Below are 24,477 nucleotides of genomic sequence, written 5' to 3'. Positions count from 1 at the left end.
TCGTCCTTTTACTTCTCTTGTGGGTATACATAATCTAACCAGCCCCACTTATCTTCCGTGGTGCCATTAAATAGGCCAAAGTAGGCTTCCTGCATTGCCTTGGTGATCGGGCCGCGTTTACCTGCTCCAACGGTGATTTTATCAACGCTACGTACCGGAACAATTTCAGCTGCCGTACCGGTCATGAATATTTCGTCAGCAAGATAAAGGGCTTCACGAGCGATGTTGACTTCACGAACGTCATACCCTTGCTCTTTAGCAAGGGTCATAATCGAGTCACGAGTGATGCCAGGGAGAATGGAACTCGTCGTTGGCGGGGTAAGAATCACGCCATTTTTGATGACGAAAATATTTTCGCCTGCCCCTTCTGACAGATAGCCATCCACGCTTAAGGCAATACCTTCGGCGTAGCCATGGCGTCGTGCTTCTCCTCCAACAAGAAGGGACGAGAGGTAGTTGCCTCCGGCTTTTGCCGCTGTTGGAATGGTGTTCGGTGCAGCGCGATGCCAACTGGAGATCATCGCATCAACGCCATTTTCTAGCGCTTCTTCGCCGAGATAAGCGCCCCAAGGGAAAGCGGCGATGATCAGATCCATCTCTGTATTGTTAGGTGGGCAAACGCCTAATCCGACATTGCCTACAAATGCTAATGGACGAATATAAGCATTATCGAGCTTATTGATTCGGAGCGTTTCACGCGTGGCTTCCATCATTTCATCAATAGAGTAAGGAATCGGAAATCGATAGATTTTTGCAGAATCCGCTAAGCGCTGAGCATGTTCACGATGACGGAAAATGATCGGCCCTTTGGGGGTGTTATAACAACGAACCCCTTCAAAAACAGAGGTGCCATAGTGCATCGCATGGGTTAATACGTGAACGGTCGCATTTTCCCATGGCATCATTTCACCATTGAACCAAATATACTCTGCAGTTTTTGTTGCCATGTTTGCCTTCCTTAAGCACAAATTTTCTGTTGTAAATTGTTGTTGGGTAGTTCATGACTACTAATCGTGGTTACATCAACCGAACGAACATCCCATAATTTTTCAATTTGATTGGTCAATGTGGTGATTGGCCGATCACTATCGACAATAATTTCTACGCTGGCGACGTGGCTTGCGTGATTTTGCGTTGCAGCCACTTGTTTAATGATAAATCCACGATGGCGAACAACACGTAGCACTCGTTCCAACAGTACAGGTTTATCATCGGCTTTGATATCTAGTAAGTATCTTTGCATAGTGAGCCTCCTAGGTGTTTTCTAACATATCGTTGTTGGACGCACCCGGTGGAACCAGTGGCCAGACGTTTTCTTCTTCATCAATCAAAACATGTAATAAATAGGCAGTTTTGCTTGCCAGCATCTCTTTAAGGGCGGGTTCAACTTCTTCTTTTTTGGTGATGGTTTTACCCGGAATATCGAACGCTTGAGCCAGCATTACGAAATCAGGATTGTCATCTAAAATTGTTTCACTGTGTCGACCATCGAAAAAGAGAGATTGCCATTGCCGCACCATGCCTAATCGCTGGTTATTCAGCAGTACTATTTTGACTGGGATCTGGCGGCGTTTCAGGGTGCCTAGCTCTTGAACGTTCATCATAAAAGAACCATCACCAGAAATAAGGATAGATTGATCGTCTGGACGGGCAACCGCCGCTCCCATCGCGGCGGGAAGTCCAAACCCCATCGTGCCTAACCCCGCTGAAGAAATGAAGTTTTGAGGTGCTCTGGGTTGAATGTGTTGGGCTGCCCACATTTGGTGTTGACCGACATCGGTCGATACAATGGCAGAATCTGGCATCATATCGGATAACTGTTTTAAAAGGAGAGGCGCGTAAATAGCGTCTCCGGGGTGGTCATACCGCCACTTAAACCCTTGCCGCAGGCTTTCGCTATGATGCGCCCAAGGCGTGAGATCTTGGCCGGTTTCTAACTGTGGCAGAATAACGTTAATATCACCGCGTAAGGCCGCATTAGCACAACGCAACTTATTAAATTCAGCGGCGTCAATATCAATATGGATCACCTGAGCATGAGGAGCAAAGGTGTCTAGCTTTCCTGTTACTCGGTCATCGAATCGAGCTCCGACGACGATCAAAAGATCGCTTTCTTGTACCACTAAGTTGGCTGCTTTCGTGCCATGCATACCTAACATACCAAGGTAGAGTGGATCGTTGCGTTCAATGGTTCCAAGACCTTTTAAGGTGCTGACTGAGGGCATGGGGTTTAGGTGTAAAAATTTTCGCACAGTCTCGGTCGCTTTGGCGAGTTGGACACCACCACCGACATAGAGAACGGGACGTTTTGCTTGAGCAATTAGCTGCTGAGCTTTACTCAACTGTTCCAAATCGACCTGTGGAATCTTGGTAGGTGTAAAATCGGGAAGAAGGGACACGGGGGCTTGGCCAAGTTGAACATCTTTAGCAATATCCACAATCACAGGCCCAGGACGTCCGGTTTTAGCTACTTCAAAAGCTTCGGCTAAAGTGGGTGCAAGCTCATGAATATCGGTAACGAGGTAGCTGTGTTTGGTACATGCCAGTGACATACCAATCACATCCATCTCTTGGAAAGCATCCGTGCCAATATGAGAACTGGCAACTTGGCCGGTGATGGCAACCAACGGAACGGAATCTAAAAAAGCATCGGCCAGTCCGGTGACGAGGTTGGTGGCTCCTGGGCCCGAGGTCGCCATACAAACCGCTACTTCTTGCGTTGATCTGGCCATGCCAATGGCCGCCATCGCGGCACCTTGTTCATGGCGGCATAGTATATGCTCGACTCCCCCATCATACAGCGCATCATAAATCGGCATGATGGCACCACCAGGATAACCAAAAATGGTTTTGATTCCTTGCTGTTTTAATGCGGCTACGACTAGCTGTGCTCCTGTCATCATAAACCTCCTTGTCGGCAACGGATGTTGTCGTTAGTCATCTTGTGTATGCACGTCATGTGCGGCTCCCCATTCTTCCTGTTATGTCATGTTCAAAAATAAAACTATCTGGCTTTTCTGTTGATTAGGGTTATAAAAAAACCCCCGGACTTTTCAGTGCGGGGGTTTTTTTGAATCTGTGTGTTATTTTGCGCCCACAAGCCCCCGCGCGGTCCAAATAATGACCACGATAAGCAGGCTAATCAGTGAGTTAAAGTGAGCGCGTAAATTCATCATATTTGTTTTGTATTTTGTTGTACTATGCTGAGAAATTGTCTTCATCTCTAGTGGTATCACACATCTCTGTTACATGACAAGCAAAAACTCATTCTTTTTTCACATTCTCTTATGGTTTTGAATCGCTATATATCTTTTTGTACCTGAGTTTTCTTAATTTAGGACATTCAATTTTATCGTTGACACTAAGGGAAGTGATGGGACTTGCGATTATCCACAGTCGAGCCAGTATAGGGGTTCAAGCGCCAGCGGTGACGGTTGAAGTTCATATTAGCAATGGCATGCCTGGATTTAACCTGGTGGGGCTACCAGAAACGACGGTGAAAGAGTCGCGCGATCGGGTACGTAGTGCCATTATTAACTCTCGTTTCGAATTTCCCGCCAAACGAATCACCGTAAATTTAGCACCAGCTGATTTACCAAAAGAAGGAGGACGGTTTGATTTGCCGATTGCCTTAGGTATTTTGGCCGCCTCAGAACAATTGCCGCTTAATCTTCTTGAGCGTTATGAATTTATTGGCGAGCTGGCTTTATCTGGTGAAATTCGGCGTGTGAAAGGGGTTTTACCAGCGGCGTTAGCTGCGAATAAAGCAAAACGTAGTTTAGTGGTACCGCAGGATAATGGTGATCAAGCCGCATTAGTCAATGAAGGGCAGCATAAGTCGGCTCAGACGCTACTCGACGTTTGTGCCGATCTGTGTGGGCAGAAAAATCTAACCCTTTTTCAGAGTGGTAACCAGCATCGACCTTTGAATCATCAGCGTGATCTGCAAGATATTATTGGCCAGCAGCAAGGTAAACGAGCATTGGAAATCGCTGCGGCTGGGAGTCATAATCTCCTATTTCTTGGCCCACCGGGAACCGGAAAAACCATGTTAGCATCACGCTTATGCGATTTATTACCTGAAATGAGTGATGAAGAGGCGATGGAAACCGCATCGGTTGCTTCACTGACAGAGCAAGATATTAACCAATATAATTGGAAGCAACGGCCTTTTCGTTCCCCGCACCACTCCAGCTCCATGGCAGCACTGGTGGGCGGAGGAACGATTCCTCGGCCGGGAGAAATTTCTTTAGCCCATAATGGGTTGCTTTTTTTAGATGAAATGCCGGAATTTGAACGTAAGGTTCTTGACTCTTTGCGGGAGCCTCTTGAATCAGGAGAGATTATTATTTCTCGGGCACAAGGTAAAACGCGTTTTCCGGCTCGTTTTCAGTTAGTGGGAGCTCTGAATCCAAGCCCGACCGGTTACTATGAAGGTAATCAAGCTCGGGTAAATCCTCAGGTTATTTTACGCTATTTGAGTCGATTATCCGGGCCGTTATTAGATAGATTCGATATGTCGATAGAGATCCCGGCTTTACCGAAAGGAACCTTATCTCAAGGAGGAGAGCGAGGAGAAGATACATTGACAGTACGTCAGCGTGTTTTATTAGCGCGAGAACGGATGCTTACAAGAAGTGGTAAAGTCAATGCTCTATTACAAAGCAGAGAGATAGACACCTACTGCCACCTGCATCAATCAGACGCTGAATTTTTAGAAAATGCTTTACATCGTTTGGGGTTGTCGGTACGTGCTTATCATCGAATTATTAAAGTGGCCCGAACCATCGCAGATTTACAAGGCGAATTAAATATTCAACGAGCACACTTGGCTGAAGCCTTAGGGTATCGATCCATGGATCGATTACTCAAACAATTATCCGCTCAGGCGGTGATATAACATGTTTGTTTAGAGCTATCGTTTTGATGGTATATCCCCTTCCTACTTGAAGCTGCAGCGGTTGGCTACGTTCATTGCTATTTATTAATGATAAAAAGGAGCAATATGCTCCTTTTTTTATCAACTATTCACACCCTCGTTTATTTACTTAACAGATAGATTATTTACTTAACAGATAGTTGATAAGCTCAAAATAGTCATCCATTGTTTTGATTCCTTGTGCTTGCACCAAGTAACGGTTATTGACGATAACCGCTGGAACACCAGTTAATCCGCTGTCTTTAAACTGTTTATCAAAGCGGCGAACCATGGAGTCGGCAGCAAATCCGTTAAAAGCAGCGTCAAACTTTGCCCCATCAACCCCTTCATCGATAAAAATTTGACGTAATTCTTGATCGTTTTTAGGTGCTTGACGCAGTCCGTGAATACGGTTGAACATCACCGGTAGCATTTTTTCTTCGATATTGAGCGCTAGCATAGTGGCATATGCTTTACTCATGGATAGGCCCATTTTCCCGCCCATAAAGGAAACGTGATTTTTTTGCAGCGTTACGTCTTTAGGTAGTTGGGCTTTTAACTGTTTGATGACAGGCTCAAAAGAGTAGCAGTGAGGACAATAGAAAGAGAAGTATTCGGTTACACTCGGTTGGCTTGAGTGGGGTAGGTTAAGCACTTTATAGTGAACACCTTCTTTAAATTGAGCCGCCTGTACAGAAAGGCTTAACATTAGGGTTGCAACTAGTGCAAACAACTTTTTCATATTTACTCCATCAGTCTTTTGAAGTGATTTACCAATTAGGCGTTAGTGATAGTGCTGGCTCTTGTAATACGGCAAGCTGCTCTTTAAAGGCCAAAACTTGACCTTCCCAATATTTGGGGTCATTAAACCAAGGAAAAGCGAGGGGAAACGCAGGATCATTCCAACGTTTTGCCAACCAAGCCATATAATGCACCATGCGTAGACCACGTAGTGGCTCAATTAGTTTCAATTGATTTGGGTTAAAGTCGCAAAACTCTTGATACCCTTCAAGCAAAATATCTAACTGGATCCGTTTCTCTTGTCGATCACCATTGAGTAACATCCAGAGATCTTGAATGGCTGGGCCATTACGAGCATCGTCTAGGTCAACAAACATTGGGCCATCTCGCCATAAAATATTACCCGGATGGCAATCACCATGTAATCGAATTATGTTATCGGTAGGTTGCCAGCATTGTTCAATCGACGAAATCAGCAGATTGAGATCGTTAAAAAATGCATTTTCTAAGTGCGTAGGAATAAAAGAAGCGTGCTCGAGTACCTTTCTCGGTTGATAAAGGTATTCTTCTAAACTCAGGGTTGGACGGTGGGTAAAAGGTTCGATTGCCCCGACTTTGTGAATACGACCAAGAAAGCGTCCTACCCACTCTAGTTGTTGCTCGTTATCGACTTCAAACTGACGCCCACCCATACTATTAAATAAGGCAAAATAGTAACCTTGATAATCATGTAGACTTACTCCATTGATGATCAAAGGAGGAGCCAGTGGAATTTCAGCTTCCTCAAGCTCTAATGCAAAATTATGTTCTTCTTGGATTTGTTCTTTATTCCAACGTTGTGGCCGGTAGAATTTTACGACAAACCGGCGGTGTTGCTCATCACTAAATTGATAGACACGGTTTTCATAGCTATTGAGTGCCAAAAAGCCAGATTCAGCACGGATACCGATACTTTCCAGTGCATACCAGATTAAATCAGGGGTCAGAGCATCAAAGTGAAAGGTCGCTTGAGTCATAATTTTAAAAGGGCTTATTGCTAAGCCCTTTGCCATAGTGTCCCGAGTTTAAAGTGGCTTTATAAACCGACTCTCTACCTCGGTAGAAAAAGATTGACTGTCGCTGAGTATAAACCGAATTGTGTTGACCGTTGAGGGAAGATTATCAGCATCGACCCCCAAACTAAGAGGAACATTGACGACTTCGCCGGGCTTTACGTTAATTTTCTGCCGACCATACCAAGAAACCTTCGTTAGACCATTCACTTGCAGGTGATACGTTTGAGCTTGCTGGGTTTTATTGATCACTTTTAAAGTGTAAGTATTTTCTATTTCATGGTTACTATTGATTCTAAACAGTTGATTTCGATCGCGAATGACCGTTAAACCTGCCGGATCGACATGGGCCACTTGAACAAAAAACAATCCAAGCATGAGGAGTAGTACCCCGCCATAGCCTAACAGTTTAGGCCGTAGTATCTTGGTTGTTTTTCCGGCTAAACGGTGTTCTGTGGTATAGCTGATCAAGCCTTTTTCATAGCCCATTTTTTCCATGGTCATATCACAGGCATCCACGCAAGCCCCGCAGTTGATACATTCGTATTGTAAACCATTACGGATATCAATTCCGGTTGGACAAACCTGTACACATAGATCACAATCAATGCAGTCACCAAGTCCCAACGCTTTGGGATCTGACTTGCGAGCGCGTGGGCCTCGCTGCTCCCCCCGTTTGGGATTATAACCCACAATAAAAGTATCTTTATCAAACATAGCGGACTGAAAGCGAGCGTATGGACACATATGGACGCACATAATGGATCGCATCCAGCCGGCATTACCATAAGTACAGAGAGCAAAAAACCAGACCCAAAAGAGGGCCCAGAATGAAGCTTCCAAAGTGAAAAAGTCAACCACGAGCTCTCGGATAGGAACAAAATAGCCAACAAAGGTAAACCCAGTCGCAAGAGCGATCGCAAACCAAGCGATATGTTTGACGCTTTTACGTAAGACTAAATGCACGGTGAGTCTGTTTGAGTCTTGTTTACGGCGTTTATTGGCACTGCCTTCGAGTTTTTCTTCAAACCAAATATACATAAAAGTCCACACGGTTTGTGGGCAGAGGTAGCCACACCAGACTCGACCCAAAAAGGTAGTTAGAAAAAACAATCCAAAAGCGGCGATCATAAATAAGAGAGCAAGTAGCGTCAGATCTTGTGGATAAAGGGTGGTACCAAAGAAATTAAACTGTTGATGACCAATATCAAGCAGAATAGCTTGCCGTTCACCATAAGAAATCCATGGAATAAGCGCAAAGAGTAGTAATAGAAACCAACCACTATAGCGACGTAATTGTTGATAGGTTCCTTTACTTTCCCGGACATAAATACGATGGCTTGGGTTAAAGCGATCCCTTGGGTCGTTTTTGGGGACGATCTCTTTGACGTCAATTTTCTCTTGACTCATAACGCTTCCTTTTTCGTCATTATGGTATAACTTCTTATGGTTACACTCTTTATCGTGGTGACTTTATTGGTCATTCTATGAAAATAATGCGCAGGATTATAGCGCCGATAACCTTTTTGTTTCTTTATCGCAATCAAGATTTAACAATAAAAGTGCTTTTGGGTGTTGAATAAGAATGATTGAACGAAATCAGGTTGTAAAAAAAGCAGCCATAGGCTGCCTTAAATGATAGAAGTAAGTTGGATTACTTAATGATGCCTCTCGCTCGCAAAATAGCGCTTTTGAAATCATCTTCGTAATCTTTTTTAATACCAGGGATGACGTCATCTTTACTGCTGTTGCGCATTTTAAGGTGGTAGATTAAGACATCATCAGTAAGTGATTCTAATGCTCCTTTATATCCAGCCTCTTGAGCTAATTGGCAGATAAATTGAACCAAACTAAGTTCAGATGCTTTCTGCCACTCAGGCTCTAATAGCTCAAGTAACTCTTCAATTCGATGGCATTGCATCACTTTCTCCCTATTCTTGTCATGATTTTTGCTAAAGATAGCAAATTGGATCGAGAATACCAAACCTTCTCATTTTATTTGACAAGGTCAACAGAGCCTAGATGCTATGGCTTGATTTCAGGGGCGAGACGAAGAAAAAAGCGCAGTTTAAACTGCGCTTTTTAACTTAAGCGGCTTTAACCACTTTTGTTTCGGGTGATGCGATAAACGCATTTTTTTCCACAAGAGTGGTGGTCGCGATTTTTTTTGCAATCAGAGCAGTAGTAAAACCACTACGACGGCGCATTGCACTACGGTTTGTGTGCGAAAACCTGACAGTTGTTGGGCGCATTCATTTACCTAACGGTCAGGCACATCCATTGCCGATGTTACCACCTAAATAACTATGAGTTGTCCTGCCCGCAATTGGCGGAGAAGAGTCGCTCATTCTGGCAATGCCAATCCAAATAGCTATTCAGGAATAATGATATGCTCGCATATCATAAATAGCCTAGCATTAACAGCTTCATTGATCGATAGTTAAACAACATTTTTGTTAAATAAGTGAAGGAAATATGTCAAAGGGGAATGACGTTGCTCAAAATCGACTCGGTGCTCGCTTTTATAGATTTTTTACCTAACCATTATTTACATTTTTCAGCTTACAAGTGTAAGCCTATTGTGTGATACTGAGGATTATTAAGATGATTTTATATGGTCGCTATTATGTTAATTAATCGATATCACATGAAGGAAGAAGTGGCTAACGCTATCAGCCACGGAGTTGGGTTGTTGTTGGGAATCGTCGGTTTGGTGTTGCTATTAGTAAAGGCGGTTGAGCATCGTGCAGATCTTCTCACTATTGCGAGTATGGGTGTGTATGGCGGTAGCATTATTCTCTTATTTTTGGCGTCTACGCTTTATCATGCGATCGCTCAACAGCAAATCAAATATAAGCTAAAAGTATTTGATCACTGTGCGATTTATTTATTGATTGCTGGTAGCTATACACCCTTTTTATTGGTGGGATTACGCACTCCGTTAGCCATTAGCTTAATGATTGTGATTTGGTCTATTGCTTTGTTGGGAATTATCACAAAGATTGCTTTTATGACGCGATTTAAGAAATTCTCACTACTCAGTTACTTGGTCATGGGATGGTTATCGCTAGTGGTGATCTATCAACTTATTCTTCATCTTGATATTGGTGGTGTCACCTTATTAGTTGTAGGTGGGCTTGTTTATTCGTTGGGTGCTATTTTTTACGTTGCGAAACGCATCCCTTACAATCATGCGATTTGGCATATTTTTGTGTTAGCGGGATGCGTCTGCCATTTCTTAGCTATTTATTGGTACGTCGAACCGATTTGATTGCTAACGCCGCCAGAAAGCGGGGAAAAACAGCACCAAAATAGTCAAAATTTCGAGCCGACCCATTAACATCCCTAAGCTAAGTATCCACTTAGCGGCGTCGGGCAAGGGAGCAAAATTACCGGATGGCCCAATCACACTGCCGATCCCTGGTCCGACGTTTGCGACTGCGGTAATCGCACCCGAAATACTGGTGATGGGATCAAGCCCCATCGCCGAGAGAGAACCGGCAATCGCAATAATAGTGATAAAAAACGTCAGCCCAAAAGCGATCACCGAGCGAACGATATCTTCATTGACTGGACGTTGATTGTAACGTTGCACAAATACACCAGAGGGGTGAATTAGTTTCATCATTTGCTTATTGAGTAGAGCAAAGCCAATTTGAAAACGGAACACTTTAATCCCACCAGAGGTTGAGCCAGAGCAGGCTCCCGACACCATTAAGAAAGCAAATAACGTGGTAGGAAGCGCTCCCCAAGTGGTAAAGTCGTCTAAGCCAAATCCAGTTGTAGTAATAACCGAGACGATATTGAACATCGAGACACGCAAGGCATCGAGTACTGGATAACCATTATGAAGCGTGAGCCATGCGGCAACGACTAAACTGGTGAGCATGAAAAGTAAGAAAAAACCTTTCACTTGTGCATCGGTTAACAACTCTTGAATGCGACGTTTTCGTAGCGCCGAGACAAAGAGTAGAAAAGGTAATCCACCTAAAAACATAAACAGAGTGGCTATCCAATGAGATCCGTTCGAAAAATGATTCATCGAGCCATCAGAAGTCGAATAACCACCGGTTGAAAGGGTTGTAAAAGCGTGGTTAATAGCGTCAAAGAGATCCATGCCCGTGAGCATATAACCCATGATGCACAGACCCGTTAAACTGAGATAAACCGCGACAATATTTTTTGCAACCGTCTTCGCTCGTGGGCTGCTTTTATCAGACCAGTCGGACGACTCGGTTTGGAAGAGTTTCATCCCCCCCACATTCAACATGGGCAATACGGCTACTGCCATGACAATAAATCCGACACCACCTAACCATTGTAAAATAGAGCGCCAGAGTAAAATGCTTGGTGCCATGTTATCTAACCCACTCAAGACGGTCGAACCTGTGGTGGTAATGCCCGACATGGTTTCAAAATAAGCATCGGTAAAGCTGATGTGGTTTATAAATACAAAAGGTAGCGCCGCAAAAGCACTGGCGATGGTCCAGACTAAGCTGGTGATGAGGAACATGTCTCGTACGTTAAGACGAAACGTTGCTGTTCTTCCCAGCGTTAAACAGAAAAAAGCCACTAAGTGCGTGATAATAACGGCTTGAGCGAATTCGATGAACCCCTCAGTGCCACTGACAAAGGCCACTAAAGTGGGCACATACATAAACAGAGCTAGTTTAGAAAGCACTAGCCCAATGACAAATAATATTGGGCGTATATTCAGCATAACGCCAGTTACCTATAAGAAAAATGGGCTTGGTTGGAATAAACTTTCCACGTCAGGCACGTATTTTTTATCAACTAAGAACATCACGACATGATCGTCTTGTTCAATAATGGTTCGATCATGAGCGATCAAGACTTCTTCACCACGTACGATTGCACCAATGGTTGCTCCCGGCGGCAATTTGATTTCACTCACGGTTCGTCCAACAACTTTAGATGTGGTTTCATCCCCATGGGCAATGGCTTCAATCGCTTCTGCTGCTCCGCGACGAAGAGAAGAAACATTGACGATATCGGCGCGACGAACGTGAGTTAACAGTGCAGAAATGGTTGCTTGCTGGGGAGAGATTGCAACATCAATCACTCCGCCTTGGACAAGATCAACATAGGCGCTGCGCTGAATGAGTACCATCACTTTTTTCGCTCCCATACGTTTGGCGAGCATCGCAGACATAATATTGGTTTCATCTTCATTGGTGAGAGCAATGAACACATCGACTTGATCGATATTTTCTTCAGAAAGCAGCTCTTGATCGGCTGCATCACCACAAAAAACAATGGTGTTTTCTAGTTCTTCGGAAAGTTGTTCCGCTCGTTGGTAATCCCGTTCAATAAGCTTGACACTGTAGGTATGCTCTAGGCGTTTCGCTAGACTTGCACCAATATTTCCACCGCCGACAATCATGATGCGGCGATAGGGCTTTTCTAACCGTTGCAGTTCGCTCATGACTGAGCGAATATGATTACTTGCAGCGACAAAGAACACCTCATCATCAGCCTCAATAATGGTGGTGCCTTGCGGGCGAATAGGCCGCCCTTGGCGGAAAATAGCGGCAACACGCGTATCAATATGCGGCATGTGTTCACGTAGGGCAGATAACGCATTACCGACCAAAGGCCCACCATAATATGCTTTGACCGCGACTAAACTGACTTTTTCTTGTGCAAAACTCACCACTTGCAACGCACCAGGATATTGTACTAAACGTTCAATATAGCTAGTGACCAACTCTTCCGGTGCGATTAGGTGATCAACGGGAACTGCGCCCGATTGAAATAAAGTCTCTTTTTCTTGTAAATATTCTGGAGAGCGAATACGAGCCACTCGGTTGGGCGTGTTAAATAGAGTAAAGGCTACTTGGCACGCTGCCATATTGGTCTCATCGGTATTGGTTACCGCAACCAACATATCGGCATCTTGTGCTCCCGCTTCCCTTAGTACATTAGGATGGCTTGCATGACCATTGACGACTCGTAAGTCGTATTTATCTTGTAACTCACGCAGCCGATCTGAATTTTTGTCTACGACCGTAATATCGTTGTTTTCACCGACTAAATTCTCAGCGAGAGTGCCCCCAACTTGTCCGGCACCAAGAATGATAATTTTCATACCTTGTACTCTTATTGTTCACTGATTAACCGAAATTCTGGTTGATCATGTGCTAACCCTATCATGCTTGCTTATGGAGAACGGCATAGTAAAAACCGTCCATATCTTCTTCGCCAGGTAATATTTGTCGTCCTGGCTGGTTGATGTCAGAACCCACTAAGAGAGCATGATTAGTTCGCGCTAAAAACGCTTTAATCTGCTCGCTGTTTTCTTGTGGCGCAATCGAGCAGGTGGCGTAAACCATAGTGCCTCCGACTTTTAATTGTTTCCACATGGCGTCTAGTATTTCGCTTTGTAATTGAGCCAATGCCTCAATATCGTTATCACGACGTAGCCATTTGATATCGGGATGACGACGAATGACCCCCGTTGCTGAGCAAGGAGCATCGAGCAAAATACGATCAAACTGCTCTCCTTGCCACCATTCTTCGGGGTAGCGAGCGTCACCACAAATAACATCGGCACGCAATTGTAGCCGCTCTAGATTGTCATAAACTCGTTCAAGACGCTTGGGATCGCTATCGATTGCCACCACTTCAGTCTCTTGAGTATGTTCTAAAATGTGTGCGGTTTTACCTCCTGGTGCCGCGCAGCAATCTAAGATCAATTCACCGTCTTGAGGCTGTAAGTAGTCAACCGCCAGTTGCGCGGCGGCATCTTGCACTGATACCCACCCTTTATCAAAGCCGGGCAATAAGCTGACATCGCAAGGAGAGGCTAATTTTATAGCATCAGCAGCTTGTGGGTGTACGCTGCATTGAATGTTTTCATTGTTTAGCAGTGTAAGGTATTCATCTCTGGTGTGATATTGACGGTTAACTCGTAGCCACATGGGAGCTTTATGATTATTGGCTTCAATAATCTGTTCCCATTGCTGTGGGTAGGCTTCTTGTAATCGCTTGAGCAACCAACTTGGGTGACCATATTTACCCGCGTGATGACTAACAGCGATGGCATCTAACGCTTCCTGATCTCGCAAATAGTTGCGCAGTACAGCGTTAATCAGGCCACTTAAGTTTGGGCCTCGCAAGGTTTTGGTGCCTTCCACTGTTTCTGCCACCGCTGCATGCGAAGGAATGCGCATAAAACTGAGTTGGTAAATACCCACCAAAATGAGGTGGTGAAACACCCGTTTTTTACCTTTTAATGGGTTATCCATCAGCTCATTGGCGATCGATTCTAAGCGTGGTAAATAGCGTAATGCGCCATAGCAAATTTCTTGTAAAAGTGCATAGTCTCTGGGACGAATGGTTTTTTGTGCCGCTGGAAGAGCGTGCGAAAGAGAGTGGCCTTTATCAACCACTTGAAACAACACATTAGCTGCCGCTGCGCGAACATTCATGAGTAATACCGAATTGAAAAAAAAAGTAGTGAGGGCATCTCTGCCCTCGTCAAGGTGTTAATATTTAACTAAGTTGCGTACCGACCGCAAACCAACTAGCACGAGCATTAAGAATATCTTGCACGGGCATGGCTTTTTTACCGGGTAGTTGGATCTGCTCTAGCACTAACACACCACGACCGGTCGCCACATAAATACCCGATTTATCCGCTTGAATAATCGTACCGGGCGGATGAGTAGACTCGCGCTCATCGACACGGCTTTGCCACACTTTAACCGTGTTATCAGCCACATCAAAATGGCTGATCGGCCAAGGGTTAAAGGCTCGCACGCAGCGTTCAATAAAGGCCGCCTCTTGTGTCCAATCGATTTTCGCTTCTTCTTTACTCAGCTTCTGGGCGTAATTTGCCAAAGCATCATCTTGCTTTTCTGGGCTAAGTTGGCCTAAAGCTAACTTATCAAGGCAAGCCACCAAGGCCTGTGGGCCAAGCTCCGCCAATTTGTCATACATTGAGGCACTGGTGTCGCTGGCTTCTATTGGCAAGCGAACTATACTCAGCATATCACCGGTATCAAGACCCACGTCCATCTGCATGATGGTGACGCCCGTTTCACTGTCACCGGCCCAAATCGAGCGCTGAATTGGTGCGGCACCTCGCCAGCGAGGTAAAATTGAGCCATGGACATTAATACAACCCCATTTAGGGATATCGAGTACCGCTTTCGGTAATAACAAACCGTAAGCCACCACCACCATCACATCAGCATTAAGATCGGCTAAGGTTTGTTTGGCTTGATCGCTTTTGAAATTCTCAGGCTGGTACACAGGAATGGTGTGCTCAAGCGCCATCTGTTTCACTGGGCTGGCGGTGAGCTTTTTCCCGCGTCCGGCAGGGCGATCAGGTTGTGTGTAGACGGCAATTACTTCGTGCTCCGAAGACAATAACGCCGCCAAGTGACGGGCGGCGAAATCCGGAGTACCTGCAAAGACAATACGTAATGATTGGCTCAAGGTAACCTCTCTATTCTATGCGATTTATTTATTTTTCTCGTTGAAACGCTTAATTTTTTCCAACTTCTCTTTGATACGTTTTCGCTTTAGTGGCGATAAATAATCCACGAAGAGTTTACCTTCTAAGTGGTCAAGTTCATGTTGTACACAAATTGCCAGCAAATCATCAGCCTCAAAGGTGTACTCTTGACCATCGCGATTAAGGGCTTTGACCGTCACCTCAGCAGCACGAGGCACTAAAGCTCGTGCACCAGGCACGGATAAGCAGCCTTCTTCGATGCCATCCTCTCCACGTTTTTCTAGAATTTGTGGATTGATCAGTACCATAGGTTGATTACGATTTTCTGAAATATCAATCACCACAATACGTTGATGAATGTCCACTTGTGTGGCGGCTAAACCAATGCCCTCTTCGTCATACATGGTGTCTAACATGTCATCAACGATTTTTTGGATTTCAGGCGTGACTTTTTCGACCGGCTTAGCAACGGTGCGAAGACGATCATCTGGAAATGTTAATACTTGTAATACAGACATATACACTCGAAATATTGAACTGTGCCGAAACAGCTTAACGCTTGTTGGCTCAATTCTAGACATTTTATGGCCTAAATGACAGCATCGAACACAATTTATAGTAAACCTTCTGTTATTTACCGGCCAAGGAAGCAAGGTCATGAGTGTATTTATTCGTTATTATCGTCTGAAAGTATTTATCTTCAGTATGTTGTTTATCGCGCTCTTCTCTCATTTTTCCGTCTTAGCTAATGAGCCGACGGCTTTGGCGGTGAAAGCTGATGCACCAAAAACATATACAGTGGAGAAAGGTGATACCTTATGGGATATATCGGCATTATATTTAGATAGTCCTTGGTTATGGCCAAGGCTTTGGCAAGTCAATCCAGAGATAGATAATCCCCACCTTATTTATCCGGGAGATAAATTAACACTACTCTGGCGTGATGGGCAGCCTGTGTTAAGTTTGAAGCCCATGGTTAAACTAAGCCCGCAAGTCCGTTTAATGGAAAAGCAGTCGTTACCGACGGTAGAAGAAGGGTTACTGCTGCCTTATTTATTATCGGATCGTTTAATCGACGAAGCGGAAATTGTACAAAGTGCACGAGTATTAGGATCTAATGATGGTCGTAAATATTTGACAAAGCAAGATACGGTGTACATCTCCGGTGAGTCTAGTCATGCCCAATGGGGAATTTATCGTCCAATGACCGAGTTTATTCGTGGTGATAAAAAAATGGTCGCGCTACGTTTGCTCGCCACCGCTGAACGAGTGGCAAGTGAAGAAAAATTAACAGCGCTTGCTGTTCATCAGGTCGCGCAAGAAATTATGGTCAATGATCTTGCTTTAACTGAAGTTGGGTTAAATCAACTTAATTTATCCACCTCCTTTTTTCCGCGCCCAGCACCACAGGGAATTCAAGCGACCATTTTAGGAACGCTGGAAGGAAGCCAATATGCAGCAAAAAATCAGGTCGTTGTGATTGATCATGGTAAGGGGGATGGATTGGTTCAAGGCAGTATGTTTGAACTTTATCAAGTGGGCGCAACGGTTTATCAAAATAAAGAAGGATATAGCTACAAGTCGAATCGAGGAGAGCAGATTAATCTTCCACAACGCAAAGTTGGTGCATTAATGGTGATTCGTCCTTACGATGCATTTAGTTTAGCTTTGGTGACCAATAGTGAAGAACCGATTGACCAATCCGTATTGGCTTTACCACCGATGAGTGATGCCGAGCCCTCTTCATCAATGGCTGCCACGCAGTAGCTTAATTTGACGACATTGATGCAACAGCAAGATCTCTGTGCATGGCTTGCCTTAAGTTTTACACCTAAGCTTACACAGAAAATGATGGCTCGGCTGTTGAGCTTAGATGCTCTGGCTAACATGCTAGGTTATTCATCTCAACAATGGTTGGCTTTAGGACTAAAACCAGAGCAAGTGGAGTACTTGATTCATCATGCTCAGCGAGAAGTTGATGCTTGTTTAGAGTGGCAGGTAAAAGATCCAGAGCGACATATTATTACCTTATATGATGATCAGAATTATCCTCCGTTACTACGAGAGGTTGCTTCTCCACCAAAAGTTTTGTTTGTGGAGGGACAATGCTCAATGCTCGCTCAACCACAAATTGCGATAGTTGGTAGCCGTAATGCCACCATTGATAGCCGAAATATTGCACAACGTTTTGCTGCACAATTGGTTGCGCATGATTTAGCGATCACTAGTGGGTTAGCCTTGGGTATTGATGGTTATGCTCATGATGGAGCCCTGCAAGCCTCAGGAACGACTATTGCGGTTTTAGGGTCAGGGCTTGAATGCATCTATCCAGCTAGGCATCGCTCTTTAGCTGAACGCATAAAGGCCAGTGGTGCATTAGTGTCCGAATTTCGTCCCGGCACTAAACCCAGAGCAGAGCATTTTCCACGACGTAATCGTATCATTAGTGGCTTAGCGCTCGGTGTTTTGGTTGTTGAAGCGGCTGAAAAAAGTGGTTCTTTAATTACCGCTCGCTATGCGCTGGAGCAGGGGCGAGAAGTTTTTGTTGTGCCAGGGCCGATACATATCGCTAATTCTCAGGGGAGCAATCGTCTGATTCAACAAGGGGCTTGTCTTGTTCAATCGGTGGACGATATCCTAGCTGAAATAACCACATTTACTCATTGGGCACAGAAATCGCCTATTTTTCCTCAAGGCGACCTTTTTTCTTCATCAAATGGCCAAGAAGAATTGCCATTTCCCGAGCTGTTAGCTAACGTAGGAATAGAAGCGACACCAGTTGATATTCTTGCTCAGCGGACCCATATTCCTGTTCAAGAAGTCATGATGCAGCTTTTAGAGCTTGAACTTTTAGGGCAAGTTGTTGCAGTTTCCGGTGGCTATATTCGTAAGGGGAGAGGCAAGCTATGATGGATATTTTGATGTATCTGTTTGAGACGTATATCCATAGCGATGCTGAATTGCAAGTGGATCAAGACGAGCTTGAAGATGAATTACTTCGAGCAGGATTTCACCAGAAAGAGATTTATAAAGCCCTCCATTGGCTAGAAGAGCTGGCTGCATTGCAGCAAACTGATGCACATTCCGCCATGGCGACCTGTGCCGCCACATCTATGCGAGTCTACACGGCTCAAGAGATGGAACGGCTTGATTTGGAAGCCCGTGGCTTTTTACTTTTTCTTGAACAAATTCAAGTGCTAACATCTGAAACTCGTGAAATGGTGATTGATCGGGTCATGGGGTTGGAAACCAATGAGTTTGAATTAGATGATCTAAAATGGATTATTCTGATGGTGTTGTTTAATGTACCAGGTAATGAGAATGCTTACACGCTGATGGAAGAGCTTTTGTATAGTAAAGAACAAGGTATTTTGCATTAATTGACATGAGCAACAAAATTGATCCTAACTTATTTTCTGCCCATGAGCAGGCGTTAAGTCATGAGCCTTGTCCGTTGTGCGGTGGAGCGTTACAGCTTCGCCGCGCTAAGCATGGCCCCTTTTTAGGTTGCAGTCATTACCCACAATGCGATTATTTAAAACCCCTTCATCAAAATGATGGTCATATTATTAAAGAGTTAGGGGTTCCTTGCCCTGAATGCGGACATGAGCTGGTGCTTAGGCAGGGGCGATTTGGTATGTTTATTGGTTGTAATCATTACCCAGACTGTCACCATATCGAGCCATTAGATAGCCATGAACCGAGTCAGAAATCAGAGCCGTTAGTCACTTGTCCGGAATGTGATAAGGGGCATTTAGTTGAGCGGAAATCTCGCTTTGGTAAAACCTTCTATGCTTGTGATGCGTTCCCTAAATGTAAGTACGCGATCAACCAACCACCGATTGATGGAGTCTGTGAGCGGTGTGGTTTTCCATTATTAATGGAAAAAAAGTTGGCAAATGGCGTTAAATACCAGTGCGCAGATAAGAAGTGCGCTCATATACAAAATGGCTAACGACGTAATAAGTGTCGTTAGCCTGTTGTCGTAAATGTGATACTGCTACAGAGAGGCGGTTCGTTTCTGTAGTGCAGGGAAACAAACCGGATCGAGTATCGCCGTCAATTGTGTTAACTTTCTATCTAGCTCACCGGTATAATCTGCGCTGACATTGATATGCCCCATTTTTCTTCCAGCGCGCTTTTCTTTGCCATACCAATGAATGTGGCAGCCTTCTATCGCCATTAATTCATTCGGTAGGCTATCTTCACCCAAAATATTAATCATCGCGGTTTCTCGAATCAGTTTGGTGCTCCCCAAGGGTAAGCCACAGACCGCCCGCAAGTGATTCTCAAACTGACAGACTTCGGCACCTTGCTGAGTCCAATGGCCTGAGTTATGCACTCGGGGAGCAATTTCGTTGACCAGTAATGTGCCTTGTACATCAAAAAACTCTAAGGCCAACACACCGATATAGCCAAGGTTTTCTGCAACCGCTTGGAACATTGCTTTGGCTTGTGTTTGTAATTGAGGGGCATTAATTGCGATGGAGAGGCTCAACACGCCGTCGACATGGATATTTTCAGCCAGAGGATAAACCGCAATATCGCCACCTCGTCCGCGAACGCCAACTAAAGAGACTTCACGATCAAAAGGAATAAACTGTTCGGCGACAATGGCTTGGTGTTCGGAGCAGGCTAAACATTCCGCCACTTCAGCCCAAACACGCTCGATCTCGTCACTAGTTTTCAAACGCCATTGGCCTTTACCATCGTAGCCACCTAAGGCACTTTTCAATACCATTGGTAACCCAATTTGTTTAATGGCAGCATCGAAATCTTGGCGGTGCTCGATGATCGCATAGGGCGCGTTTCGTACACCAGATTGATCGAGTAAGGCTTTCTCTAGGCGGCGATCGCCTCCCGCTTTAATCGCTTCAATGGTGGGTAAAAATTTACCACTTTGCTCACAAATGGCCAGTACATCATGAGGGATATGTTCAAACTCAGCGGTGATAACATCTGCGTGTTCAATTGCTGGTAATAAACCGTAGCCAGTGATTGTTTGAGTTAATGGATGGACAATATGGTTATTGTTAACATCAAAAGCGGAAAGCGAAATATTCAGTGGGGCTCCAGCAAGAGACATCATTCGAGCTAACTGCCCAGAGCCTAATACCAATACGTGCATGAGTTATTCCTCAGCTGGATTTGGATTAGCGAGTATTGACTGGGTTTGTGCTGCACGGAAGGCTTCGACCTTTTCCATCACACTATTATCGTGAGTGGCGATAATTTGTGCTGCTAATAGGCCTGCATTGGCTGCTCCAGCGTCACCAATCGCCAGTGTGCCGACTGCAACTCCCTTAGGCATTTGGACAATGGAATAGAGCGAATCTAACCCTGAAAGTGCACGTGATTGAATCGGCACACCCAAAACCGGAAGCGCGGTAAAGGCTGCCGTCATCCCTGGTAAGTGAGCGGCCCCTCCTGCACCAGCGATAATCACCTTGAGCCCACGCTCTTTAGCGCTGGAGGCATAATCTGCTAGCAAATGAGGTGTTCTATGGGCTGAGACTACTTTTGTTTCATAAGAAATGCCAAACTGATCAAGCATTTCTGCTGCCAGTTGCATGGTTGGCCAGTCTGATTTTGAACCCATGATAATGCCGACTTTCATCTTAAATTCCTTTAAGCGTGGTAATTAGGTGAGTAAACAAGAACACATTATACGAGGTGTTTTTTTTACAAGCAAACGTTTGCGTTGCGAGTGAGATGGATCGACATTATTTATGACTAATTTGCTTTAGCGCTTTGGTTTAATAATTTGTAAACTTAGACGCTGATAGATACCCAAAACTTTTAGGAATAGACGTTGGATAATTTTGAACAGATTTTACATGCCTTACACTCAGGTGACGTTATTGCTTACCCAACGGAAGGCGTGTTTGGAGTCGGTTGCGATCCCGATAACCCACAAGCGATTGAGAAACTATTACAATTAAAGCAGCGTTCGATCGATAAAGGCTTAATTTTAATTGCCGCGACCTATGAGCAACTTCTGCCATATATTGATGAAAACCAACTCACGCATCAACAGCTATTGACGGTGAAATCGACTTGGCCTGGCCCTGTGACTTGGATTATGCCTGCCAGTTCGCAAGTCTCTAAGTGGGTGAGTGGTCGGTTTGACACAATAGCGGTTCGAGTTACGGATCACCCTTTAGTGCAACAGTTATGCCTTGCTTATGGGAAACCCATCACATCAACTAGCGCGAATCTCTCCGGTCACCCTTCCTGTATGACGACAGATGAAGTGGTGCAGCAATTCGGCGCTCAATTAATAGCTATTTTACATGGTGAAACGGGCGGACGAAATAAACCAAGTGAAATTCGAGATGCAAAAACTCAGCAAGTGTTACGGCAAGGATAGTTTCGCGCAAAGGAATAAATAATGTCGACCATTGATAAGCAAGCGGTAAAGAATTTTTTACTTGGCCTCCAAGATAGGATTTGTCAGCAATTAGAAGCGGTAGATGGAAAAGCGACTTTTATTGAAGATGAATGGTATCGAGAGGCTGAGGAACGGTTAGGGGGCGGTGGTCGGACGCGAGTAATGTCTGATGGCTTGGTATTTGAGCAAGGTGGTGTTAATTTTTCTCATGTTACGGGACAGCAAATGCCCGCTTCAGCAACCGCACACCGACCTCAATTAGCCGGACGTCAGTTTGAGGCGATGGGGGTATCGATCGTAATGCATCCACATAATCCTTACGTTCCTACTTCTCATGCTAATGTGCGTTTTTTTATCGCAGAAAAAGAGGGAGAAGTACCGATATGGTGGTTCGGCGGTGGTTTTGACCTTACCCCTTATTACCCATTTGAAGATGATTGTCGGGAATGGCATCAGGTAGCGAGAACACTTTGTGAGCCATTTGGTGCTGATGTTTATAAGATGCATAAAGCTTGGTGTGATGAGTATTTTTATCTTCCTCATCGAGCAGAAACGCGAGGGGTTGGTGGGCTTTTTTTTGATGATTTAAATCAATGGGGATTTGAGCGCTGCTTTGACTACATCAAATCAGTGGGTGAGGGTTATACTCAAGCTTACTTACCGATTGTTAAGCGACGTAAACAGACCCAATATGGCGAGCGAGAACGACAATTCCAACTTTATCGACGTGGTCGTTATGTTGAATTTAACCTCGTTTTTGATCGAGGAACGCTGTTTGGTTTGCAGAGTGGTGGTCGGACTGAGTCAATTTTGATGTCGATGCCGCCATTAGCGCGCTGGCAATATAACTACCACCCTGAAAAAGGTAGTGCAGAAGCAAAACTTTGCGAGTTTTTAGTCCCGAAAGAATGGTGACATGAGACAGGCTCAATGGTACGGTCTTTACAGATAATTTAGCGAAGTGGGCGAGAATATGGATTTTCATCATGATCACTATGCGGTGTTTGGTAACCCTATTGAGCACAGTAAGTCTCCTTTTATTCATACGTTGTTTGCTCGCCAAACCAACCAGAAGATGAGTTATACCGCCAAACTGGCCCCGATTAATGGTTTTCAAGCTGCCGCAGAGCAATTTTTTTCTCAGGGTGGAAAAGGGTGCAATGTGACCGTTCCTTTCAAAGAAGACGCTTATCTTTTTGCTGATCGGTTGACTGAGCGAGCTCAACTTGCCGGCGCTGTGAATACCTTAAAAAAGCTCGATGATGGTGAAGTGATTGGTGACAATACCGATGGAGAGGGGCTAGTTCAAGATTTATTACAGCATCAGGTTATTCTTGAGAATACTAACATATTGTTAATAGGGGCTGGAGGGGCTGCTCGTGGAGTAATCAAACCGCTGTTAGATCAACACCCCTTGCGTATTACCATTACCAATCGTACATTCAATAAAGCTGAGCAGTTAGCCGCAAACTTTGCATCATTTGGTTCTGTTGATGCGCAAGCTATGCACGAAATCAGCCACAGCTTTGATCTCATCATCAACTCTACTTCGGCCAGTTTAGCGGGAGAATTGCCCAATCTTTCCCCCATTATTTTTTCTCCAACGAGCGTGGCCTATGACATGATGTATGGGAAAGGACTAACCATTTTCAATCAATGGGGGTTAGAGAATGGAGCGGTTCATGCTTATGATGGTTTAGGTATGTTGGTGGCTCAAGCTGCCGAAAGTTTTATGCTTTGGCGAGGACTTCGTCCAGGGACAAGACAGGTTTTGCGAGAGCTGAGAAAAATTTAGTGGGAGAAATATGAATCAATCTATCCTTTTTCCAGATATGCAGGATTGGAATCCAGAGCTTCAAGTTATAGAGTTTCCCGCTCAACAGGGGGGAGCGCTTATTGTTTGTCAGATCTCTATTCGGCAATTAGCTCAATACACTGGACAAGCCATTGATAGCCAAGAACAAGCTCTTGCGGTATTCAATACAGTACGTTTTGATCTTGAAGAGCTTGCTGAAGCTTTAATTGAAGAAGAAGCGTTTAATCAGTACGGTACTATAGAAGTCATCAGTTGAGCATTTCTACGTCATTGAGATAATCATTTTTAGTTTGTACGTAGTTATCTGCAGATTTGATTAAAAATTCACGTTCTTGATCCGTGAGTAGGCGAATTTTTTTTACTGGGCTGCCGATATAAAGATAGCCGCTCTCTAAGACTTTACCTGGTGGGACTAAACTTCCAGCACCAATCATGACATCGCTGCTGATCAGCGCACCATCTAATATATTAGACCCCATTCCGACTAATACTCGATCTTGAATTACACAACCATGTAGCATAACTTTATGCCCAATCGTCACCTCACGACCAATCACTAATGGATAGCCATTTGGATTAGTGCTGTTTTTGTGAGTGACGTGAAGTACGCTCCCATCTTGGATATTAGTACGGCTCCCAATACAGATATGATTTACATCGCCACGAGCCGTTACTAATGGCCAAATACTTGCATCTTCACCGATCGTGATATCGCCGACGAGAACGCTAGAGGGGTCAACATAAACACGAGAAGCTATTTGGGGGGAAGTGCATTTATAACAACGAATCGAGCTCATTATTTCTCCTACCTGTTTTCATTTTTTTACTCTGAGATAAGTGTAACCTGAATTAAGCAATAAAAGATGAGCTTTGGGCGAAAAATGCGCAGCCGAAAAAAAAGCAATAAAAAGCACTTGCCAAGCTAACCAAACCCCCTATAATGCCGCCTCACTGACACGGCAGACGCCGCAAGGCTTCAGGCAGTGTTAGTTGAGGGAAAACTTCTAAAAAAGAAAATTTGAAAAAGTGTTTGACTCTTCAAATTAACTCGTTAGAATTCACCTCCGCTTTGAAGCT

The 24,477-nt window shown here is 44.5% G+C and carries 26 protein-coding genes; 10 read left to right on the top strand and 16 right to left on the bottom strand.

The window, feature by feature from the left end:
• Positions 1-8 precede the first annotated feature (8 nt).
• Genes ilvE through ilvG form a run of 3 tightly spaced genes read right to left on the bottom strand, consistent with a single transcriptional unit; the run spans position 9 to position 2,900 of the window.
• Positions 9-947 carry a branched-chain-amino-acid transaminase gene (ilvE, locus tag CAG57_RS07285; RefSeq protein ID WP_161427848.1) on the bottom strand — a complete coding sequence of 313 codons (939 nt, stop codon included), beginning with the start codon at positions 945-947 and terminating at the stop codon, positions 9-11.
• A gap of 11 nt (positions 948-958) precedes the next feature.
• Entirely contained in the window at positions 959-1,243 is a 285-nt protein-coding gene (gene ilvM / locus CAG57_RS07280; RefSeq protein WP_099610082.1) for an acetolactate synthase 2 small subunit, read from the bottom strand.
• Between the two features lie 10 nt (positions 1,244-1,253).
• The gene (gene ilvG / locus CAG57_RS07275; protein WP_161427850.1) at positions 1,254-2,900 is read right to left on the bottom strand and encodes an acetolactate synthase 2 catalytic subunit; all 1,647 of its coding nucleotides are present in this window, start codon (positions 2,898-2,900) and stop codon (positions 1,254-1,256) included.
• Between the two features lie 473 nt (positions 2,901-3,373).
• On the opposite strand from ilvG, the gene CAG57_RS07270 reads away from it, so the two are divergent.
• Positions 3,374-4,900 (top strand): YifB family Mg chelatase-like AAA ATPase, encoded by a 1,527-nt coding sequence (locus tag CAG57_RS07270; protein WP_161427849.1) that lies wholly within the window; start codon positions 3,374-3,376, stop codon positions 4,898-4,900.
• Positions 4,901-5,060: 160 nt separating this feature from the next.
• Here CAG57_RS07270 and CAG57_RS07265 read toward each other — a convergent pair whose 3' ends face one another.
• The 5 genes from CAG57_RS07265 to CAG57_RS16045 form a co-directional block, all read right to left on the bottom strand.
• Positions 5,061-5,660: a thiol:disulfide interchange protein DsbA/DsbL gene (locus CAG57_RS07265; RefSeq protein ID WP_161428008.1), complete on the bottom strand. Its 600-nt coding sequence runs from the start codon at positions 5,658-5,660 to the stop codon at positions 5,061-5,063.
• A 28-nt stretch (positions 5,661-5,688) separates the two neighbouring features.
• Positions 5,689-6,675 (bottom strand): serine/threonine protein kinase, encoded by a 987-nt coding sequence (locus tag CAG57_RS07260; RefSeq protein ID WP_099610104.1) that lies wholly within the window; start codon positions 6,673-6,675, stop codon positions 5,689-5,691.
• A 48-nt stretch (positions 6,676-6,723) separates the two neighbouring features.
• On the bottom strand, positions 6,724-8,121 hold the full coding sequence (ccoG, locus tag CAG57_RS07255; protein WP_099610086.1) for a cytochrome c oxidase accessory protein CcoG: 1,398 nt from the start codon (positions 8,119-8,121) through the stop codon (positions 6,724-6,726).
• A gap of 244 nt (positions 8,122-8,365) precedes the next feature.
• Complete coding sequence (locus tag CAG57_RS07250) at positions 8,366-8,632, bottom strand: YihD family protein (RefSeq protein WP_099610087.1); 267 nt, start codon at positions 8,630-8,632, stop codon at positions 8,366-8,368.
• A 166-nt stretch (positions 8,633-8,798) separates the two neighbouring features.
• The gene (locus CAG57_RS16045) at positions 8,799-8,963 is read right to left on the bottom strand and encodes a hypothetical protein (protein WP_099610088.1); all 165 of its coding nucleotides are present in this window, start codon (positions 8,961-8,963) and stop codon (positions 8,799-8,801) included.
• A 374-nt stretch (positions 8,964-9,337) separates the two neighbouring features.
• On the opposite strand from CAG57_RS16045, the gene trhA reads away from it, so the two are divergent.
• Positions 9,338-9,982 carry a PAQR family membrane homeostasis protein TrhA gene (gene trhA / locus CAG57_RS07245; RefSeq protein WP_161426954.1) on the top strand — a complete coding sequence of 215 codons (645 nt, stop codon included), beginning with the start codon at positions 9,338-9,340 and terminating at the stop codon, positions 9,980-9,982.
• A 3-nt stretch (positions 9,983-9,985) separates the two neighbouring features.
• On the opposite strand, the gene CAG57_RS07240 is transcribed toward trhA, so the two are convergent.
• The 5 genes from CAG57_RS07240 to def all read right to left on the bottom strand — a co-directional run bounded on the left by CAG57_RS07240 (position 9,986) and on the right by def (position 15,711).
• Entirely contained in the window at positions 9,986-11,431 is a 1,446-nt protein-coding gene (locus tag CAG57_RS07240; protein WP_099610089.1) for a TrkH family potassium uptake protein, read from the bottom strand.
• A gap of 12 nt (positions 11,432-11,443) precedes the next feature.
• On the bottom strand, positions 11,444-12,835 hold the full coding sequence (gene trkA, locus CAG57_RS07235) for a Trk system potassium transporter TrkA (protein ID WP_337247030.1): 1,392 nt from the start codon (positions 12,833-12,835) through the stop codon (positions 11,444-11,446).
• A 46-nt stretch (positions 12,836-12,881) separates the two neighbouring features.
• Positions 12,882-14,162 (bottom strand): 16S rRNA (cytosine(967)-C(5))-methyltransferase RsmB, encoded by a 1,281-nt coding sequence (rsmB, locus tag CAG57_RS07230; RefSeq protein WP_161426953.1) that lies wholly within the window; start codon positions 14,160-14,162, stop codon positions 12,882-12,884.
• 64 nt (positions 14,163-14,226) lie between these two features.
• Complete coding sequence (fmt, locus tag CAG57_RS07225; protein WP_161426952.1) at positions 14,227-15,174, bottom strand: methionyl-tRNA formyltransferase; 948 nt, start codon at positions 15,172-15,174, stop codon at positions 14,227-14,229.
• A 24-nt stretch (positions 15,175-15,198) separates the two neighbouring features.
• Positions 15,199-15,711: a peptide deformylase gene (def, locus tag CAG57_RS07220; protein ID WP_212752310.1), complete on the bottom strand. Its 513-nt coding sequence runs from the start codon at positions 15,709-15,711 to the stop codon at positions 15,199-15,201.
• A 187-nt stretch (positions 15,712-15,898) separates the two neighbouring features.
• Between def and CAG57_RS07215 the strand changes: the two genes are divergently transcribed.
• Genes CAG57_RS07215 through CAG57_RS07200 form a run of 4 tightly spaced genes read left to right on the top strand, consistent with a single transcriptional unit; the run spans position 15,899 to position 19,148 of the window.
• On the top strand, positions 15,899-16,960 hold the full coding sequence (locus CAG57_RS07215; protein WP_237665811.1) for a LysM peptidoglycan-binding domain-containing protein: 1,062 nt from the start codon (positions 15,899-15,901) through the stop codon (positions 16,958-16,960).
• Positions 16,961-16,978: 18 nt separating this feature from the next.
• The gene (gene dprA, locus CAG57_RS07210; protein WP_099610095.1) at positions 16,979-18,103 is read left to right on the top strand and encodes a DNA-processing protein DprA; all 1,125 of its coding nucleotides are present in this window, start codon (positions 16,979-16,981) and stop codon (positions 18,101-18,103) included.
• The gene (locus CAG57_RS07205) at positions 18,100-18,573 is read left to right on the top strand and encodes a DUF494 family protein (protein WP_099610096.1); all 474 of its coding nucleotides are present in this window, start codon (positions 18,100-18,102) and stop codon (positions 18,571-18,573) included. Before dprA ends, CAG57_RS07205 begins: the two co-directional genes overlap by 4 nt.
• Before the next feature lie 5 nt (positions 18,574-18,578).
• Complete coding sequence (locus tag CAG57_RS07200; protein ID WP_161426950.1) at positions 18,579-19,148, top strand: DNA topoisomerase family protein; 570 nt, start codon at positions 18,579-18,581, stop codon at positions 19,146-19,148.
• A gap of 45 nt (positions 19,149-19,193) precedes the next feature.
• Here CAG57_RS07200 and CAG57_RS07195 read toward each other — a convergent pair whose 3' ends face one another.
• A complete protein-coding gene (locus tag CAG57_RS07195) occupies positions 19,194-20,321 on the bottom strand; it encodes a 5-(carboxyamino)imidazole ribonucleotide synthase (protein WP_161426949.1) in 1,128 nt (375 codons plus the stop codon).
• Positions 20,322-20,324: 3 nt separating this feature from the next.
• Positions 20,325-20,810: a 5-(carboxyamino)imidazole ribonucleotide mutase gene (gene purE, locus CAG57_RS07190; protein ID WP_099610099.1), complete on the bottom strand. Its 486-nt coding sequence runs from the start codon at positions 20,808-20,810 to the stop codon at positions 20,325-20,327.
• Positions 20,811-21,005: 195 nt separating this feature from the next.
• Between purE and CAG57_RS07185 the strand changes: the two genes are divergently transcribed.
• From CAG57_RS07185 to CAG57_RS07170, 4 genes are read left to right on the top strand one after another with little or no spacing between them, the layout of a single operon-like run.
• Positions 21,006-21,563, top strand: coding sequence for an L-threonylcarbamoyladenylate synthase (locus CAG57_RS07185; protein WP_161426948.1), 558 nt, complete (start codon positions 21,006-21,008; stop codon positions 21,561-21,563).
• Positions 21,564-21,584: 21 nt separating this feature from the next.
• Positions 21,585-22,499, top strand: a complete 915-nt coding sequence (gene hemF / locus CAG57_RS07180) for an oxygen-dependent coproporphyrinogen oxidase (protein WP_099610100.1) — start codon at positions 21,585-21,587, stop codon at positions 22,497-22,499.
• 58 nt (positions 22,500-22,557) lie between these two features.
• Positions 22,558-23,379 (top strand): shikimate dehydrogenase, encoded by an 822-nt coding sequence (gene aroE / locus CAG57_RS07175; RefSeq protein ID WP_161426947.1) that lies wholly within the window; start codon positions 22,558-22,560, stop codon positions 23,377-23,379.
• Positions 23,380-23,389: 10 nt separating this feature from the next.
• Complete coding sequence (locus tag CAG57_RS07170; RefSeq protein ID WP_161426946.1) at positions 23,390-23,656, top strand: DUF1488 domain-containing protein; 267 nt, start codon at positions 23,390-23,392, stop codon at positions 23,654-23,656.
• Here CAG57_RS07170 and CAG57_RS07165 read toward each other — a convergent pair.
• Positions 23,649-24,197, bottom strand: a complete 549-nt coding sequence (locus CAG57_RS07165; protein ID WP_161426945.1) for a gamma carbonic anhydrase family protein — start codon at positions 24,195-24,197, stop codon at positions 23,649-23,651. The two genes, CAG57_RS07170 and CAG57_RS07165, sit on opposite strands and share 8 nt — an antisense overlap.
• Positions 24,198-24,477: the final 280 nt, after the last annotated feature.

It is taken from the genome of Vibrio sp. V30_P3S12P165 (assembly GCF_009904905.1).
GTDB lineage: Bacteria > Pseudomonadota > Gammaproteobacteria > Enterobacterales > Vibrionaceae > Vibrio > Vibrio fujianensis.
Note: the sequence above shows the minus strand (reverse complement) of the source record. Positions and strands in the feature narration are given on the sequence as shown.